16 protein-coding genes are annotated in these 15,480 nt (G+C 66.0%); 6 read left to right on the top strand and 10 right to left on the bottom strand.

What is annotated here, in order from left to right; all coding sequences use genetic code 11:
- The 7 genes from ASD94_RS10505 to ASD94_RS10475 form a co-directional block, all read right to left on the bottom strand.
- A complete protein-coding gene (locus ASD94_RS10505) occupies nt 1-1,185 on the bottom strand; it encodes a pyridoxal phosphate-dependent aminotransferase (protein WP_056642447.1) in 1,185 nt (394 codons plus the stop codon).
- Between the two features lie 100 nt (nt 1,186-1,285).
- A complete protein-coding gene (nusB, locus tag ASD94_RS10500) occupies nt 1,286-1,825 on the bottom strand; it encodes a transcription antitermination factor NusB (protein ID WP_056642445.1) in 540 nt (179 codons plus the stop codon).
- Nucleotides 1,822-2,286 carry a 6,7-dimethyl-8-ribityllumazine synthase gene (ribH, locus tag ASD94_RS10495; protein WP_056642442.1) on the bottom strand — a complete coding sequence of 155 codons (465 nt, stop codon included), beginning with the start codon at nt 2,284-2,286 and terminating at the stop codon, nt 1,822-1,824. The genes nusB and ribH overlap by 4 nt, the downstream gene beginning before the upstream one ends.
- A gap of 19 nt (nt 2,287-2,305) precedes the next feature.
- Nucleotides 2,306-3,427, bottom strand: a complete 1,122-nt coding sequence (gene ribBA, locus ASD94_RS10490; RefSeq protein WP_056642440.1) for a bifunctional 3,4-dihydroxy-2-butanone-4-phosphate synthase/GTP cyclohydrolase II — start codon at nt 3,425-3,427, stop codon at nt 2,306-2,308.
- 226 nt (nt 3,428-3,653) lie between these two features.
- Nucleotides 3,654-3,950, bottom strand: a complete 297-nt coding sequence (locus tag ASD94_RS10485; protein WP_056642436.1) for a 2Fe-2S iron-sulfur cluster-binding protein — start codon at nt 3,948-3,950, stop codon at nt 3,654-3,656.
- A gap of 12 nt (nt 3,951-3,962) precedes the next feature.
- The gene (locus ASD94_RS10480; RefSeq protein WP_056642433.1) at nt 3,963-4,601 is read right to left on the bottom strand and encodes a DUF938 domain-containing protein; all 639 of its coding nucleotides are present in this window, start codon (nt 4,599-4,601) and stop codon (nt 3,963-3,965) included.
- A 587-nt stretch (nt 4,602-5,188) separates the two neighbouring features.
- On the bottom strand, nt 5,189-5,470 hold the full coding sequence (locus ASD94_RS10475) for a DUF427 domain-containing protein (protein WP_056642431.1): 282 nt from the start codon (nt 5,468-5,470) through the stop codon (nt 5,189-5,191).
- Between the two features lie 118 nt (nt 5,471-5,588).
- Between ASD94_RS10475 and ASD94_RS10470 the strand changes: the two genes are divergently transcribed.
- From ASD94_RS10470 to gshA, 3 genes are all read left to right on the top strand, one after another.
- On the top strand, nt 5,589-6,503 hold the full coding sequence (locus tag ASD94_RS10470) for an aminotransferase class IV (protein WP_056642428.1): 915 nt from the start codon (nt 5,589-5,591) through the stop codon (nt 6,501-6,503).
- 217 nt (nt 6,504-6,720) lie between these two features.
- The gene (locus ASD94_RS10465) at nt 6,721-7,629 is read left to right on the top strand and encodes an SDR family oxidoreductase (RefSeq protein ID WP_056642426.1); all 909 of its coding nucleotides are present in this window, start codon (nt 6,721-6,723) and stop codon (nt 7,627-7,629) included.
- A gap of 71 nt (nt 7,630-7,700) precedes the next feature.
- On the top strand, nt 7,701-9,227 hold the full coding sequence (gene gshA, locus ASD94_RS10460) for a glutamate--cysteine ligase (protein WP_056642422.1): 1,527 nt from the start codon (nt 7,701-7,703) through the stop codon (nt 9,225-9,227).
- Between the two features lie 105 nt (nt 9,228-9,332).
- Here gshA and ASD94_RS10455 read toward each other — a convergent pair whose 3' ends face one another.
- Both ASD94_RS10455 and ASD94_RS10450 read right to left on the bottom strand, forming a co-directional pair.
- Nucleotides 9,333-9,563, bottom strand: a complete 231-nt coding sequence (locus ASD94_RS10455) for an oxidoreductase-like domain-containing protein (RefSeq protein ID WP_056642419.1) — start codon at nt 9,561-9,563, stop codon at nt 9,333-9,335.
- Nucleotides 9,560-9,811 (bottom strand): hypothetical protein, encoded by a 252-nt coding sequence (locus ASD94_RS10450; RefSeq protein WP_056642417.1) that lies wholly within the window; start codon nt 9,809-9,811, stop codon nt 9,560-9,562. Before ASD94_RS10450 ends, ASD94_RS10455 begins: the two co-directional genes overlap by 4 nt.
- A 92-nt stretch (nt 9,812-9,903) precedes the next feature.
- Here ASD94_RS10450 and ylqF point away from each other — a divergent pair, with 92 nt between their 5' ends.
- Together ylqF and ASD94_RS10440 are read left to right on the top strand one after the other, a co-directional pair.
- Nucleotides 9,904-10,875 (top strand): ribosome biogenesis GTPase YlqF, encoded by a 972-nt coding sequence (ylqF, locus tag ASD94_RS10445; protein ID WP_056642415.1) that lies wholly within the window; start codon nt 9,904-9,906, stop codon nt 10,873-10,875.
- 195 nt (nt 10,876-11,070) lie between these two features.
- Entirely contained in the window at nt 11,071-13,347 is a 2,277-nt protein-coding gene (locus ASD94_RS10440) for a bifunctional diguanylate cyclase/phosphodiesterase (protein ID WP_056642413.1), read from the top strand.
- Between the two features lie 142 nt (nt 13,348-13,489).
- On the opposite strand, the gene ASD94_RS23855 is transcribed toward ASD94_RS10440, so the two are convergent.
- On the bottom strand, nt 13,490-13,639 hold the full coding sequence (locus ASD94_RS23855; RefSeq protein ID WP_199226312.1) for a hypothetical protein: 150 nt from the start codon (nt 13,637-13,639) through the stop codon (nt 13,490-13,492).
- Between the two features lie 303 nt (nt 13,640-13,942).
- Between ASD94_RS23855 and ASD94_RS10435 the strand changes: the two genes are divergently transcribed.
- A complete protein-coding gene (locus ASD94_RS10435; RefSeq protein ID WP_200954221.1) occupies nt 13,943-14,965 on the top strand; it encodes an OmpA family protein in 1,023 nt (340 codons plus the stop codon).
- The last annotated feature ends 515 nt before the right edge of the window (nt 14,966-15,480 follow it).

The raw sequence follows: 15,480 nt of genomic DNA, 5'->3' as shown, positions 1-15,480 counted from the left end.
TCATCCAAGCAGCTTGCGCAGCCGCTCCACGGACTCCTGCAATTGCGCCATCGAGTTGGCGGTCGAGAAGCGGATGAAGCGCTCGGGCTCGGCCGTTCCAAAGTCGCGCCCCGGTGTCACGGCAATGTGCGCGCGGCGCATCAGCTCAAACGCAAAGTCCCAGCTGCCGGTCACGCCCAGGCGCTGCGCGGCCTGCGTGCAGTCGGCCCAGGCGTAGAAGGCGCCATCGGGCATCACGGGCACGTTCAGGCCCAGCGACTGCAGCGCGGGGATGAAGAAGTCGCGCCGGGCCTTGAACTCGGCGCGGCGGCGTTCGTATTCGGCAATGCTCTCGGCCTCGAAACAGGCCAGCGCCGCGTGCTGTGACACGGTGCTGGCACAGATGAATAGGTTCTGCGCCAGGCGCTCGACCACGGGCACCATCGCGTCGGGCACCACCATCCAGCCCAGGCGCCAGCCGGTCATGTTGAAGTACTTGCTGAAGCTGTTGATGCTGATGATGTTGTCGTCGATGGCGAGCGCGGTGTGACCAAACTCTTCTTCGTATGACAGGCCCAGGTAGATCTCGTCGATCATCGTGATGCCGTCGTGCGACCGCACCACGTCGTGGATGCGGCGCAGCTCATCGGGCGCAATCGAGGTACCGGTGGGGTTGGATGGCGAGGCCAGCAGCACGCCGCGCGTTTTTGCATTCCATGCCGCGCGCACCTTGTCGGCGCTCAGCTGGTAGCGCTCTGCGGCCGTGGTGGGCAACAGCACGGCCTTGCCCTCGGCAGCACTCACAAAGTGGCGGTTGCAGGGGTAGCTGGGGTCGGGCATCAGGATCTCGTCACCCGACTCGATGAGCGCCAGGCACGCGAGCTGCAGCGCGGCCGATGCGCCTGCTGTGACCACGATGCGGCGCGCAGGCACGTTGACGCCGAAGCGGGTCTGGTACCAGCCGCTGATGCGCTCGCGCAGCGCATCCAGGCCCAGCGCATTGGTGTACTGCGTGGCGCCGCTGTGCACGGCACGGGCGGCGGCTTCCTGCACCAGGGGTGGGGCGGTGAAGTCGGGCTCGCCGATGTTCAAGAAGATCATCGGCTCGCGCGTGCCGGCTACCTCGCGGGCCAGGGCCTGTGCGGCCTTGGCCACTTCCATCACGTAAAACGGTTCGATGCGCTCGGCGCGCGAGGAAAACTTCATGGCAATGGCATCCTGCCCAGAGCGGGCGTGCGGTCGCGGGGGGCGCGAAAAGATAAGGAAGCGAAGCAGCCCCGGTCACAACGGCGGGGCTGGGGCAACGTCAGGCGGCGCCCGCGCCTGCGGCCTTGTCGGCGGCCACTTCCACAGCGCGCAGCTTGGGGGCCAGACCGTTGAGTACGGCATTCACGTACTTGTGCCCGTCCGTGCCGCCAAACTCCTTGGCGAGTTCAATGCACTCGTTGAGCACGACGCGCCAGGGCACATCCAGGCAGTTCTGGAACTCGTACACGCCGATCCACATGGTGGCGCGCTCGATGGGCGAGATCTCCGCCATCTTGCGGTCCAGCAGCGGGGTGATCAGTGCGTCCATGCTGGCGGCATGCTCGATGCAGCCATGCAGCAGTGCGTCGTAGTGCGCCGAGTCGGCCTTGTGAAAGCCCGCCAGGTCGCGGGTGAACGCGTCGATGGCCGCCGCGTCGTTGCCGCCCACCAGGTGCTGGTACAGCGCCTGCAACGCAAACTCTCGCGCGCGGCTGCGGTTGGACTTGGCGGCTGCCTTGCGCGTGCCGGTGCTCTTGAGACCCGTGCGGGTCTGCTTGGGAGGGCGTGCCGACGACGGCGTGGGGGTGTTTTCGCTCATGACAACTCGTCCAGCAGGTTGGCCATCTCCACCGCGACGCGGGCCGCATCGGTGCCCTTTTCGGTCTGGCGGGCAATGGCTTGTTCCATGTTCTCGGTGGTGATGATCGCGTTGGCGATCGGGATCTGGTAGTCCAGCGACAGGCGTGTGACGCCCGCGCCGGATTCGTTGGCCACCAGCTCGAAGTGGTAAGTCTCGCCACGGATGATGCAGCCCAGTGCGATCAGCGCGTCGTATTCATCGCTCTCTGCCATGGCCTGCAGGGCCACAGGCACTTCAAGTGCGCCGGGCACCAGCACATGCTTGATGTGCTTTTCTTGCACGCCCAGGGCCAGCAGCTCTGCGCGGCAGGCGGCGGCCAGGGTGTTGGTGATGCTCTCGTTGAAACGGGCCTGCACGATGCCGATGTGCAGCTTCTTGCCGTCCAGTTTGTCTGCGGTGCCTTTGTCTGCGCCAAACATAGTGATCCTGTTCCTGTCTTTATTCTTTGGGGATGAAGCCGGTGATTTCGAGGCCGTAGCCGGTCATGCTGGGCATGCGGCGCGGCTGGCCCATCAGGGCCATCTTGTGCACGCCGCACTCGCGCAGGATCTGCGCGCCCACGCCGTAGGTGCGCAGGTCCATGCGGCCGCGCTCGGGCGCCTGGGCGGAGCGGGCGGTGCCTTCAAACTGCGCCAGCAGTTGTGCGGCGCTTTCGCCGCAGTTGAGCAGCACGGCCACGCCCTTGCCTTGTTTGGCGAGGTATTGCAGGCTGGTGTCCAGGCCCCACGAGTGCATGGAGCGGTTGATTTCGAGCGCATCGAGCACCGACAGCGGCTCGTGCACGCGCACGGGCACCACGTCGTCTGCACTCCACTGGCCCTTGACCAGCGCCAGGTGCACGGCCTGGCTGGGCTTGTCGCGGAACGCGTGGGCGGTGAACTCACCGTAGGCAGTTTGCAGCGTGCGCTGGCCCACCTTTTCGACCAGCGACTCGTTGCGGCTGCGGTATTCGATCAGGTCGGCGATGGTGCCGATCTTGATGCCGTGCTCGGCCGCAAACAGCTGCAGATCGGGCAGACGGGCCATGGTGCCATCGTCCTTCATGATCTCGCAGATCACCGAGGCGGGGCTGCAGCCCGCCATGGCGGCCAGGTCGCAACCGGCTTCGGTATGGCCCGCGCGCATCAGCACGCCGCCATCCACGGCCTGCAGGGGGAAGATGTGGCCAGGCTGCACCAGGTCGGTGGGCTGGCTGCTGCGGTCCACAGCCACCTGCACGGTGCGGGCGCGGTCAGCGGCCGAGATGCCGGTGGTCACGCCCTCAGCAGCTTCGATGGAAACGGTGAAGGCGGTGCTGTACACGGTGCCATTGCGCGCAGCCATGGGCGGCAGCTTGAGGAACTCGCAGCGCTCGCGCGTGAGCGTCAGGCAGATTAGGCCCCGGCCGAAGCGGGCCATGAAGTTGATGGCCTCGGGCGTCACGTGGTCGGCGGCCAGGACGAGGTCGCCTTCGTTTTCGCGGTCTTCTTCATCCACCAGGATGACGATGCGCCCGGCGCGCATCTCGGCCACGATGTCCTCGACGGGCGAGATCGGCACAGGGGTGAGGGGGGTGTTCATGGAAGGTTGGGGCTTTCTGTGGAGCCTCTGGCGGCTTGCCAGCTGGCGGTGTGCTGCAGCACAGGTCCCCGTGGCCGGGGGCAACGGCTGTGCCCCCAAGAAACCGCCCCAAAGAACATGCGATGCGGCGCTGCCGCACGTCAAAGGGGCATCGTGCCCCCAAAGCCCCGGATTTTAGTGCACCGGGGCCTGCTTGGCTTCTGAAAGGTGCCTCGCCTGACGCAGATCAGATGGCGCTGCCCTGCAGCACCACGTCCGACGTGGGGTAGGCCACGCAGGGCAGCACGCAGCCTTCTTCCTTTTCTTCGGCCGTGAGGCCCGGCCATTCAATGGCGTAGCGCACGGTGCCTTCGACCAGTTGGCCCAGGCAGGTGCGGCAGGTGCCATTGCGACAGGAGCTGGGCCAGTCGATGCCGCCTTGCTCCAGGGACAGCAGCAGCGGCTGCTCGGGCCAGGCGTCGCACTGGGCGCCCTCGGGCTCGACCTTGGCGATGAAGAAGGGGGCGGCGGTGGGTGTGCTCATGGGGGTGTCAATTCAGAGGTTGCGGGCGGCGTGGGTCCACACCAGCAGCAGGTTGTTGGCGGGCATGGCGTGCCGCGCGGCCAGTTGCAAGCCGGCCTGGGCAGCCACAGCGGCCACGTCTTCGATGCGGCGAATGCCCCAGGCGGCGTCTTGCGCGCGCAGGCTGGCGTCAAAGGCCAGGTTGCCCGGGGCGGTGGGCACGCCGTCTTCCAGGTAGGGCCCGTAGGTGACCAAGCGGCCGCCCGGTGCCAGGTGCCGCGCCGCGCCCTGCATCAGCCCCGTGCAGCAGGCCCAGGGGGCGATGTGCAGCATGTTGGCGCAGTAGATGAGGTCCAACGACGCTGCACCAAATGCCGGGCCGTCGCTGGGCCAGCGGTCGTGCAGGACGTCCAGCCGCCGTGGCGCTTGCACGTTGTGGGCACCCGCCTGCGCCGCCCAGCCGGTGATCGAGCCAAAGTGGGTGTCCTGCAGGTCGGTGGGCTGCCAGGTCCAGCCGGGCAGGGCGGCTGCAAAGTGCGCGGCGTGCTGGCCGGTGCCACTGGCGATCTCCAGCGCAGCGCCTGCGTGAGGCAAGAGGGTCAGCAGCTGGGCCCGGATGGGGCCCTGGTTGCGCTCGGCGGCGGGGCTGTGCTGAAGGAGGGGTGTGGACACGGAGTTTTGGGAATTTTTGGCCGCAAGCGCAGATAAAACATGCGCTGGCAGCTATGAAATCAGGAGCAAGCATCAGGCCGCCGCCGTGGACTGTACCGCAGACGCTTTACCCGTCCGCATTGCCTGTTTTTTCAGCGAGACAAGAAGTGTCCTTGTAAATCAATGACTTAAGACCGTCATACAAGGCTTGTTCACAGTTATCCACAAGATTGTCCAGTGCAGGCAGGGATAACCGGGGGTTTTGGTGCGCTCTGTGGGGTGTGGACGCAGAGCAGCAGAAGGGCTCACGTGATTGCCTGTTTTTTGTGCGCCACAAGGATATCCATTGAAAATCAACCACTTAGGCGTGCAATACAAGGCTTATCCAAGGTTATCCACACCATTGTCCAGTGCGTGCTGGGATAACCGGGGTCTCTGTTTTGTGAGTTGCCTAAAATTGAGGCAATGCAGGGTGTTTCCTTGCAAATCAAGCACTTGGCGATGTCATACAGGACTTGCCAAAACTTATCCACATGATTGTCCAGTGCGGGCAGGGATAACCCGGCGGGGTGCCCCGGCAGCGCGCGCGGAGCCTCCGCCCCGTCCGTTCAGGCCGTGACCTTCACACCCTTCCAGAACGCGACGCGGCCCTTGATCTCGGCGGCCTCGGGCTTGGGGTCGGCATAGAACCAGGCGGCGTCGGTGTTCATCTCGCCGTTGACCAGCAGCGACAGGTAGCTCGCCTGGCCCTTCCACGCGCAGGTGGTCTTGTGGTTGCTGAAGGTAAAGAACTCACGTTGGAGCGAGCTTTCGGGGAAGTAGTGATTGCCCTCTACCACCACGGTGTCGTCGCTCTCGGCAACCACCACGTCGTTCCAGACTGCTTTCATGGGAGATCCTTTGTAAAAATGCCTTGAGGCGCTTGATGGGAAAGCGCGGGCAGCTATCAGATAGGGAGCGTTGATACGGGGGCATTGCGTCCACCGCCGCCCCCGCCAGAATGTGGGCATGAGCACCTTACCCGATTATTCCCAAGGAGTCGCTTGCGTGCGCGGCCAATACGTCCCCATTGGCGAGGCCGCCATTCCCATCACCGACTGGGGCTTTCTGCGGTCCGACGCCACCTACGACGTGGTCACGGTGTGGGAGGGGGCGTTCTTTCGGCTCGATGCGCACCTGGAGCGGTTCTTGGCCAGCTGCGCACGTTTTCGCCTGGACCCCGGACGGTCCGCGGCCGAGATCACCGCCGTGCTGGAGCAATGCGTGCGCCTGTCGGGCCTGCGCAATGCGTACGTGGAGATGATCGTCACCAGGGGCCAGCCGCCCTGGGGCTCGCGCGACCCGCGCCAGGCCCAGAACCAGTTCTATGCGTTTGCCGTGCCCTATGTGTGGATCGCCAACGAGGCGCAGCGCGAACGCGGGCTGAACCTGGTGGTGAGTGATGTGCAGCGCATTCCTGCCAACAGCGTGGACCCGCGTGCCAAAAATTACCACTGGAACGATCTCACCATGGGGTTGCTGGGCGCGCTGGACGCAGGCGGGGACACCGTGGTGCTCAGCGACGGGGCGGGCAACGTGGTGGAGGGGCCGGGGTTCAACGTCTTTTGCGTGAATGCACAGGGCTGCATCGTCACGCCGGCCGAAGGCGTGCTGGAGGGGATTACCCGGCGCACTGTCATTGAGATGGCGGCAGCATTGGGCCTGCCGCTGCAGGACCGGGCCTTGCCGGCTGCAGAACTGCGCGGCGCGCGCGAGGTGTTCCTGTCCACATCGGGTGGCGGCGTGTTGCCTGTGACGCGGGTGGATGGGCAACCGGTGGGCCGCGGCACCGTAGGCCCGGTGGTACGCCAGCTGGTGCAGACCTACTGGGACTGGCACCGCGACCCGCGCTACAGCCAGCCCGTGAACTATGACGCTGCATGACGCAGTAATAACCCGCTGAGCGACTGCATCGCGCCCTTGCGGCACGGCGTTGGCTGGCCCGGGCCGCGCTGGTGTCAGGGGCAGCGCCCAGTGCAATGGATCGTTGAGTCGCCTGCGCAACCGCCCCAGCGCGTCGCGTGGCTTACAGTGCTTGCCACGCGCGGCGCGCACGCGCTGCCCGCTTTCAACCAACGAACAAGCAACAGGAGAACCTGGGATGGATATCGAATTCAAGGGCCGCGTGGCCATCGTGACGGGTGCAGGCGGTGGCCTGGGCCGCCAGCATGCACTGGCGCTGGCCAAGCGCGGCGCCAAGGTGCTGGTCAATGACCTGGGCGGCGCGGTGGACGGCAGCGGCGGCACGGTGACGGCCGCGCAGGCTGTGGTCGACGAGATCCGCGCCGCAGGCGGCGAGGCGCTGGCCAACGGTGCATCGGTTACCGACTTTGCGGCCGTCGAGGCCATGGTGCAGCAGGCCATCGACGCCTGGGGCAGGGTGGACATCTTGGTCAACAACGCCGGCATCCTGCGCGACAAATCATTTGCCAAGATGGACATGGCCGACTTCCGTCTGGTGGTGGATGTGCACCTGATGGGCGCGGCCAACTGCTGCAAGGCCGTGTGGCCGCACATGGTGGCCCAGCAATATGGCCGCATCGTCATGACGACCTCGTCCACCGGCCTGTATGGCAACTTTGGCCAGGCCAACTACGGCGCCGCCAAGCTGGCCCAGGTGGGGCTGATGCAGACCCTGGCCATCGAAGGCGCCAAGTACAACATCCATGCGAACGCCCTGGCCCCCACGGCCGCCACGCGCATGACCGAGGGCCTGATGCCCCAGGAGGTGCTGGACGCCCTCAAGCCCGAGGCCGTGGTGCCCGCCATGCTGGTGCTGGCGCACGAAAGCGCGCCCACGCGCACCATTTTGTGTGCCGGTGCGGGCACGTTTGAAGCGGCCCACATCACGCTCACACAGGGCATCCACCTGGGGATTGGCGCCGATGTGCCCGAGCAACTGGCAGCCCGCCTGGCCGAGGTGACCGACCGTGCGGGCGAGCAAGTACCACAAAGTGGCGCAGCGCAAGGAACCAACGAAGTTGGAAAGGCTTTGGCCGCAAGGGCTTGACACCCCCGTGGGCGCGCCAGCGCTCAACGTGCTAAGTTCCGGGCCGACAGAAGTTGGATCGATATAAACACATGAACAAACTGCACGAGAGACTGGCCGCCTACCCGGCGCACGCCCTGGGGGGGATTCGCCGCGGCATCGAAAAGGAAGGGCTGCGTGTGCTGCCCACCGGCGGCCTGGCCCTCACGCCCCACCCGCTGGCGCTGGGCTCGGCCCTCACACACCCCCTGATCACCACGGACTACAGCGAGTCGCAGCTGGAACTGATCACCGGCGCCCACAAGGGTGTGCAGCAGTGCCTGGACGAGCTGACCGAGGTGCACCAGTTCGTGCACCACACCCTGAAGAACCACGGCGGCGAGTTGCTCTGGGCGTCCAGCATGCCCTGCGGCCTGCCCACGGACGAGACGATTCCCATTGGCCGCTACGGCAGCTCCAACGTGGGCCGCGCCAAGAGCGTGTACCGCATGGGCCTGGGCCACCGCTATGGCCGCCGCATGCAGACCATCTCGGGCATTCACTACAACTGGTCGCTGCCGGGCGTGGACAGCGAGCAGTATTTCGCGCTGATCCGCAACTTCCGCCGCCACGCGTTTGTGCTGCTGTACCTGTTTGGCGCGTCCCCCGCGCTGTGCCCCTGTTTTGTGGAAGGGCGCGAGCACGGCCTGCAACGCATGGAGGGGGGCAGTGCGCTGTACCTGCCCCATGCCACCTCGCTGCGCATGGGCCGCCTGGGCTACCAGAGCGACGCACAGGCCACGCTGGCCGTGAGCTACAACGGCCTGACGGGCTACGCCAACTCGCTGCACGAGGCGCTGACCAAGCCGTACCCTGCGTATGAGACCGTGGGCGTGCGCAACCCGGGTGGCGACTACAACCAGCTGGGCACCAGCCTGCTGCAGATTGAAAACGAGTTCTACGGCACCATCCGCCCCAAGCGCACCGTGCGGACCGGCGAGCGCCCGCTGCACGCGCTGCGCGAACGCGGGGTCGAATACGTCGAAGTGCGCCTCATGGACCTGGACCCGTTCGTGCCCGTGGGCATCACCGCGCCCACCATGCGCCTGCTGGACGTGTTTTTACTGCACTGCCTGCTGTCCGACAGCCCGCCCGACACGCCGGCCGAGATTGCCGAGCTCAAGCACAACCAGCACCTCACCGCCGAGCGCGGCCGCGAGAGCGGCCTGCTTCTCACGCGCAACGGTCAGAGCGTGCCGCTGACCGAATGGGGTGCCGAGGTGCTGGCCGCCTGCGAGCCATTGGCTGCTGCGCTGGACGCCACCCACGGCACCGACGACTACAGCGCTGCGCTGCGCGATGCCCGTGCACTGATGGCTGCGCCCGAGCGCACGCCCTCGGCCCGCGTGTTGGACAGCATGGCGCGCAAGCACCAGCACAGCTTTGAAGCCTTTGCGCGCGAGCAGTCCGTGGCCGCCCGCGACGCGCTGCTGGCGCTGCCCTGGACGACCGAGCAGCAGGCGCGCTACCTGGCGATGGCCGACGAGTCGATTGCCGCGCAAAAGGCCATCGAGGCGGCAGACACGCTGCCCTTCGAGGAATGGCGCGAGCAATACATGGCGGTGGAGCAGCTGGGCTGAGCGCCTGGCCGGGTGGCGCCACCAGAGGGGTGGATTAATTTGCTATAAATTTGGTAGCTGCTAGCGCATGACGCACTAGCACTACCAGCCAAAAACGCTGCAAAGTCAGTCTTGCAGCTGCAGCAAGGCCTCTTGCCGCCAGTATTCGGCGGCGCTCAGAAACCCCTCCCACACACAGCCGTTGCAGCCGCGCCCGCAGCAGGTGGTGGGCTCGGGCGGCGGGTTGCGCAGCGTGATGCCCGCAGCGGCTGCGCGCAGCCGCAGCGCCGTGAACGTGGCTTGCGCTGTGGCGCCGTCCACCACCTGTGGCGGAGCCGTCACCTCGTGCAAGCTCATGGCTGACGGCGCCCCGCCTTGGCGCGGCGCAGGCCGTACTGCACGCCAAACGCAATGCCCAGCACCAGTGCAAACCAGCCCACCAGCGACACCTGGCTCATGAGGTCGCGCACGCTGGTGGAGCGAGCCACATAGGGTGCCAGCAAGATGACCAGGCCGATAAGCGCCAGGGTCACGCCCTTGAACAGCAGCTCCTTGTCGGCCTTGGTGGCGTTGGGCTTGCGCGAGGTGTCGAGAGGGGCTGGCATGCAGATAAAAACGCCGTGGCGTGGGCAAAAGGAAGACCGCGATTATCCTTGCCACCCTCGGACACCTCAGAACAACGTAGAAAGTACCCCGCATGGCCATCCAGTGGTTCCCCGGTCACATGCACCTGACCCGCAAAGCCATCACCGAACGCATCAAGGACATTGACGTGGTGATCGAGGTGCTGGACGCGCGCCTGCCCGGCTCCAGCGCCAACCCGCTGCTGGCCGAGATCACGGGCCACAAGCCCACGCTCAAGGTGCTCAACAAGCAGGACGTGGCCGACCCCGAGCGCACGGCGTTGTGGGTGGACTGGTACAACGCCCAGAGCGACACGCGCGCCGTGCCGCTCGATGCCAGCGACCCCGCGCCTGCGCGCAAGCTCATCGACGGATGCCATGCGCTGTCGCCGAACCGGGGGGGCATGGCCAAGCCCATGCGCGTGCTGATCTGCGGCGTGCCCAACGTGGGCAAGTCCACCCTGATCAACACGCTGTCGAACAAGCGCCAGGCCAAGACCGGTGACGAGGCCGGCATCACCAAGCTGGAACAGCGCATCACCCTGGCCGACGACTTCTACCTGTGGGACACCCCCGGCATGCTGTGGCCGCGCATCGTGGTACCCGAGACCGGTTACAACCTGGCCGCCAGTGGCGCCGTGGGCCGCAATGCGTATGACGAAGAACTGGTGGCGCTGGAGCTGCTGCGCCGCCTGCAGAAGCATTACGCCCCCTTGCTGGAGGCACGCTACAAGCTGGGCCTGCCCGCGGGTGCGGTGGCCGAGATGCACGACGAAGAACTGCTCGAAGCCATTGGCCGCAAACGCGGCGCCATGCTGGGCGGTGGCCGGGTCAATCTGCAAAAGACGGCCGAGATCGTGATGACCGATTTCCGCAGCGCCATCCTGGGCCGCATTACGCTGGAGACCCCGGCCGAGTTCGAGGCTTGGCGCGCTGCGGGCCTGGCGGAAGACGCCAAGCGCCAGGCCAAGAAAGACGCGCGCGCCAAGGCCAAGGGCAAGGGCTCTGGCGTGCGAGAGCCAGCACCCGATAGCGACACGGACTGAGCCGTAGGGCCTGCGTCGGCCGGCCCCGGGCTTGCAGCGGCCGCCTTGCATCTGCCGTACCGGCGTGTGCGGCTGCGGTGCTGTCCGTGCCGATGCCGATGGGCGGGCGCCGCAGCCGCGCCGGTGGCGTTTTGTTCATAGGCGTTTTCTATGCCTGCGGTTACGATGGCTTCCTCCCCCGCACATTCCGTTGCCATGGCCGAAGCCCCCGCTGTTCCGCTGCCAGACCACGAAGACGCCACGACGCGCCACCTGGTGCGCGTGGCAGGCTGGGCCGTGATGTTGCTGGGTTTTGTCATTGGTTTGCTGCTGCTGCGGGACGAGCCGGTGCAGCCGGTGCGGGTGGCTCTCAATTTCGCGGCAGGCTGCATTGGCGGCACGGCGCTGCTGCTGGCGCGCTGGCGGCGCTGGACGCTGGCCACCCATCTGCTGGTGTGGGGCGTGTGGGTGTCCGTGTCGCTGGTGGCCGCCCGCAACGGCGGCGTGAACGGCCCCAACCTGCTGAACTACCCGGTGATCATCGTGCTGGCGGGGTGGCTGCTGGGCGTGCGTGCCACGCTCACGCTGGTGGGGCTCACGGCCTTGCTGTTTCTGGGTTTCATCTGGGCGGACATTCAGGGCCTGCTCAAGCCGGTGCAGGTGGCCAACCGCCTGGCGGGTGCGGTGTACTTCGCGGGCATTCTGGCGCTGACGGCCGCGGCCACACTGCTGTCGCGCCGCAACTACATGAGCCGGGTGCGCGAGGCCCAGCAGACCGCGGCCAACCTGGCGGCCAGCGAGGCATCGCTGCGCAAGCTGCTGCGGGCCGTGGAGCAAAGCCCCGAGGCCATCGTCATCATCGATCTGCGCGAAGACATCGAATACGTCAACGAGGCCTTCGTGCGCCGCACGGGCTATGCGCGCGACGAGGTGGTGGGCCGCTCCTCGGCAGACTATTCGAGCAATGGCTTGGCGCCCGCACAACGCGAAGGGCTGCGCACCACGCTTGCACGCGGCGACAGCTGGGCGGGTGAGCAGGTCAACTACCGCAAGGACGGCCAGGCATTGATCGAGTCTGTCGTGGTGTCCCCCATCCGCCAGCCCGATGGCCGCGTGAGTCACTACGTGGAGCTCAAGCAGGACATCACCGAACGCAAGCGCGCGGCCGACGAGATCCATCGCCTGGTGCATTTCGACAGCCTCACCAGCCTGCCCAACCGCTCCACGTTGATGGAGCGCCTGCATGCACTGCGCGGGCGCCCCGGCCGCGTGCTGTCCACCCAGCACGCCCTGCTGCTGCTGGACCTGGACCGCTTCACCACCTTCAACGATGCGCGGGGCAGCGAAATGGGCGACCGCCTGCTGTGTGCCGTGGCGCTGCGCCTGTCCGAAATCCTGCCCCCGCAGGACCTGCTGGTGCGCGTGGCGGGCGACGAGTTTGCCGTGGTGCTGCATGGCCTGGGGGCCGACGCCTCGCTGGCGGGCCGCCACGCGCTGGCCTTTGCCGAGAAGTTGCAGACCGCCTTGCTGCGCCCCCTGCGCCTGGAGGGTGACGCGCAGGACGCGCAACTGGGCGCCAGTGTGGGCATCACCTTGTACCCGCAAACGGCCGACGACGGCGCACACGACGCGCTGCGGCGCGCTGGCACTGCCCTTCACCGGGCCAAGCAGGCCGGCGGCGGGCGGGCCGCATTTTTTGAACAGGGCATGGGAGAGGCAGCCGAGCAGCGCTTTCGGGTGGAGCGCGAACTGCGCCACGCCATTGGCGCGGGCGAGCTGCGGCTGCACCTGCAATCGCAGGTCGATGTGTCGGGACAGGTCACGGGGGCCGAGGTGCTGGTGCGCTGGCAACACCCGCGCGACGGCCTGGTGGCGCCGGGCGTTTTCATCCCAGTGGCCGAGGAGTCCGATCTCATCGTCAGTCTGGGCGAATGGGTGCTGGCCCGTGCCTGCGCGTTGCTGGCGCAGCCGGTGTTCAGCGAGCGGCGGCTGCGGCTGTCGGTCAACCTCAGCGCCCGGCAGTTTCGCCAGGCGGGCTTTGTGGGGCAACTGCAGGCGTTGCTGGCCGCCACGGGCGCTGACCCTCGGCTGCTCACGCTGGAGGTGACCGAGGGGCTGGTGATCGACGATTTTGACGACGCGGTGGCCAAGATGCGCGCCCTCGCTGCGCTGGGCGTGGACATGTCGCTGGATGACTTTGGCACCGGGTATTCCTCGCTGGCCTACCTCAAGCGCCTGCCGATCCAGGAGCTGAAGATCGACCGGTCATTTGTGCACGAGGCACCCACCAATGCCGACGATGGCGTGCTGGTGGAGGGCATCTTGTCGGTGGCGCGGCACTTTGGCCTGCGCGTGGTGGCCGAGGGGGTGGAGACCCAGGCCCAGGCCGACTTCCTGCGCCAGCGCGCGCCGGACATCGTCTACCAGGGCTACCTGTTTAGCCGCCCCGAGCCCGATGCCCAGTGGCTGGCCCGGCTGACCCAGCCCGCCTGAGACGGAGAAATCGGCGGCGAGCCCTCGGGGCAGGGTGGAACGCTATTGGAAATAAGAATAGCTGCAGGCGCCCGTTGAATATGCGTCTGCAGCTATTTTTTTGATAGCCGATAGTCCTGCTCGTGTGGTGGGCCGTGGTGGCTTACTTGTATTTGTCCTTGTCCTTGCCCTTGGGCAGGATGGTGGTCATCGGCGGCGTGGGCCGGTCGGAGCCACTGTATTCCTTGGGTGGCGAAGTGTCCTTCTTGGGTTTCTTCGCCATCTTGTTGCTGCGCTGTTCGCCTTTGGCCATGGGGCCTCCTTGAAAGGTCTCGGGATGGGACCGTGCAAAGATGGTACGTCACAAAATGCACCCGCAGTCGCTGCGGGGCTTGGCCCCACGCACTGTCTGCAACCTGCGGTGGGCGGCAGAAGGCATAACCAGGTGCCAGACCGTGATGCATTTCGCGAACGCGGTGGTTTGTGGCAGAGCGCAACCCACAGGCCACGTGGTGCGCCGCCAAGCGCTCGCCTATGATGGCTGCGGCCCGCCGTCCTGTCGCAGCGCCGGGTGCAGCGCCAGCTTGCGATGCGTGCCCTCAACCGGAGAATGCCCATGAGCATGAAGCTGTTTCGTCAGTGGGGCGCATCGCTGTGCCTCGGGTTCCTGGTCCTGGCCAGCCAGGCACCAGCCGCTGCGCAAGACCTGCCCGGCGCCAAAGACCACCCGGCCGTGAAGCGTTTTGGCGGCAGCACCATCGTGGGCTACGAGGTGCGCAACTTCGACGCCGTAGAGTTCCAGACCTCCACGTTCAAAGAGTTCGACCTGCAGGCCAACAAGCGGCGCTATGTGCAGCCGCCGCTGGCGCTGGAGGGCAAGCTCACCCGCCTGTGGTACGAGGCCCCGGGTGCCACGCGATCGCTGGAGTTGTTTCGCAACTATGCGAACGACCTCACGGCCAGTGGCTATGCGGTGCTGTACGACTCCACGCGCGACAGCGCAGCAGGCAGCTACACCAACTTCTTGGCCAACTTCAGCAGCGGCCAGCGCGACTTCATCAAGAACAACCGCAGCGAATACGTGATGTACGCCGCCGACGCCAGCTCCGTGCGCACCGGCACCTTCCAGAAGGGCAGCACCACCGTGCGCCTGGTCGCTATCGACTGGCCCAAGGAAGACGCCACCTACAAATCCAGGCAGGGTGCGTACATCGCCGTGGACATCCTGGAGACCAAGGCCATGGAGCAGAACATGGTGGTGGTCAGCGCTTCCGACATCAGCAAGTCCATCACCGCCAATGGCAAGGTCGCCATCTACGGCATCCTGTTCGACACCGGCAAGGCCGATGTGAAGCCCGAGTCCAAACCTTCACTGGAGCAGATCGCCGCGTTCCTGAAGGCCGAGCCCGCCGTCAAACTGCACGTGGTGGGCCACACCGACAGTGTGGGCGTCTTCGACAGCAATCTGGCACTGTCCAAGCGCCGCGCCGATGCCGTGGCCGCCGTGCTGGCCAAGGACTATGGCATCGCCGCTAATCGCCTGGTGGGCAACGGTGTGGCCTCGCTCGCACCCGTAGCCAGCAACAGCAGTGAAGAAGGTCGGGCCAAGAACCGACGGGTGGAACTGGTGCCACAGTGAAGTGCTGGCCGCAGATGGATTCACCGGGGACGGGGACTGTCAGCGCAGTGCATGCACGGCGCTTGCCGGTGCCGACCTGTCAGGCCCCGCTCATGGCGCGCACATGCAACAGCGCCCCATGAGACTTCTTGCGCTTGTATTGGGATTGGGCATTGCGGCGATATCGACAGGTTGCCAGCCGCGAGTCGTGGAGTCCTACGACTTTGGAGTGCAAATCGCGAGGCCTGCTTTTGCGACAGAGGAGGACGTCAAAAAGCTGGCCAACGCAGAGTGTGGAAGCGGGCGAGAAGCCGTGTTCCAACGATTTCACGGCCGTGGTCGGTATGTGTTTGCTTGCAGATCGAAATGAGAGTGTGGTGTGGGCCTGCTAGCGCCCCTTGCCATGGGGCAGAATCCGGCCAGGAGCGGCCCTAGACGCTCTGGTAAAGCGGTCGCTCAGCGTGAAAGAGACCGGCACGTTTTGTCTCACTCACCTTAATCTTCATGTTTGACGTGGTTTCCGTAATCCAAGGGTG

The sequence above is a fragment of the Acidovorax sp. Root70 genome (genome assembly GCF_001428225.1).
Lineage (GTDB): Bacteria > Pseudomonadota > Gammaproteobacteria > Burkholderiales > Burkholderiaceae_C > Acidovorax.
Note: the sequence above shows the minus strand (reverse complement) of the source record. Positions and strands in the feature narration are given on the sequence as shown.

Coding starts and splice junctions, on each gene's coding strand:
- ASD94_RS10450 (WP_056642417.1), bottom strand. CDS start 9,811: ATGCCAGCCCCTCTCGACACCTCGCGCAAGCCCAACGCCACCAAGGCC.
- ASD94_RS10465 (WP_056642426.1), top strand. CDS start 6,721: ATGGATATCGAATTCAAGGGCCGCGTGGCCATCGTGACGGGTGCAGGC.
- ASD94_RS10470 (WP_056642428.1), top strand. CDS start 5,589: ATGAGCACCTTACCCGATTATTCCCAAGGAGTCGCTTGCGTGCGCGGC.
- ribH (WP_056642442.1), bottom strand. CDS start 2,286: ATGTTTGGCGCAGACAAAGGCACCGCAGACAAACTGGACGGCAAGAAG.
- ASD94_RS10485 (WP_056642436.1), bottom strand. CDS start 3,950: ATGAGCACACCCACCGCCGCCCCCTTCTTCATCGCCAAGGTCGAGCCC.
- ASD94_RS10440 (WP_056642413.1), top strand. CDS start 11,071: ATGGCCGAAGCCCCCGCTGTTCCGCTGCCAGACCACGAAGACGCCACG.
- nusB (WP_056642445.1), bottom strand. CDS start 1,825: ATGAGCGAAAACACCCCCACGCCGTCGTCGGCACGCCCTCCCAAGCAG.
- ASD94_RS10475 (WP_056642431.1), bottom strand. CDS start 5,470: ATGAAAGCAGTCTGGAACGACGTGGTGGTTGCCGAGAGCGACGACACC.
- ylqF (WP_056642415.1), top strand. CDS start 9,904: ATGGCCATCCAGTGGTTCCCCGGTCACATGCACCTGACCCGCAAAGCC.
- ASD94_RS10435 (WP_200954221.1), top strand. CDS start 13,943: ATGAGCATGAAGCTGTTTCGTCAGTGGGGCGCATCGCTGTGCCTCGGG.
- ASD94_RS23855 (WP_199226312.1), bottom strand. CDS start 13,639: ATGGCCAAAGGCGAACAGCGCAGCAACAAGATGGCGAAGAAACCCAAG.
- ASD94_RS10455 (WP_056642419.1), bottom strand. CDS start 9,563: ATGAGCTTGCACGAGGTGACGGCTCCGCCACAGGTGGTGGACGGCGCC.
- ASD94_RS10505 (WP_056642447.1), bottom strand. CDS start 1,185: ATGAAGTTTTCCTCGCGCGCCGAGCGCATCGAACCGTTTTACGTGATG.
- ribBA (WP_056642440.1), bottom strand. CDS start 3,427: ATGAACACCCCCCTCACCCCTGTGCCGATCTCGCCCGTCGAGGACATC.
- gshA (WP_056642422.1), top strand. CDS start 7,701: ATGAACAAACTGCACGAGAGACTGGCCGCCTACCCGGCGCACGCCCTG.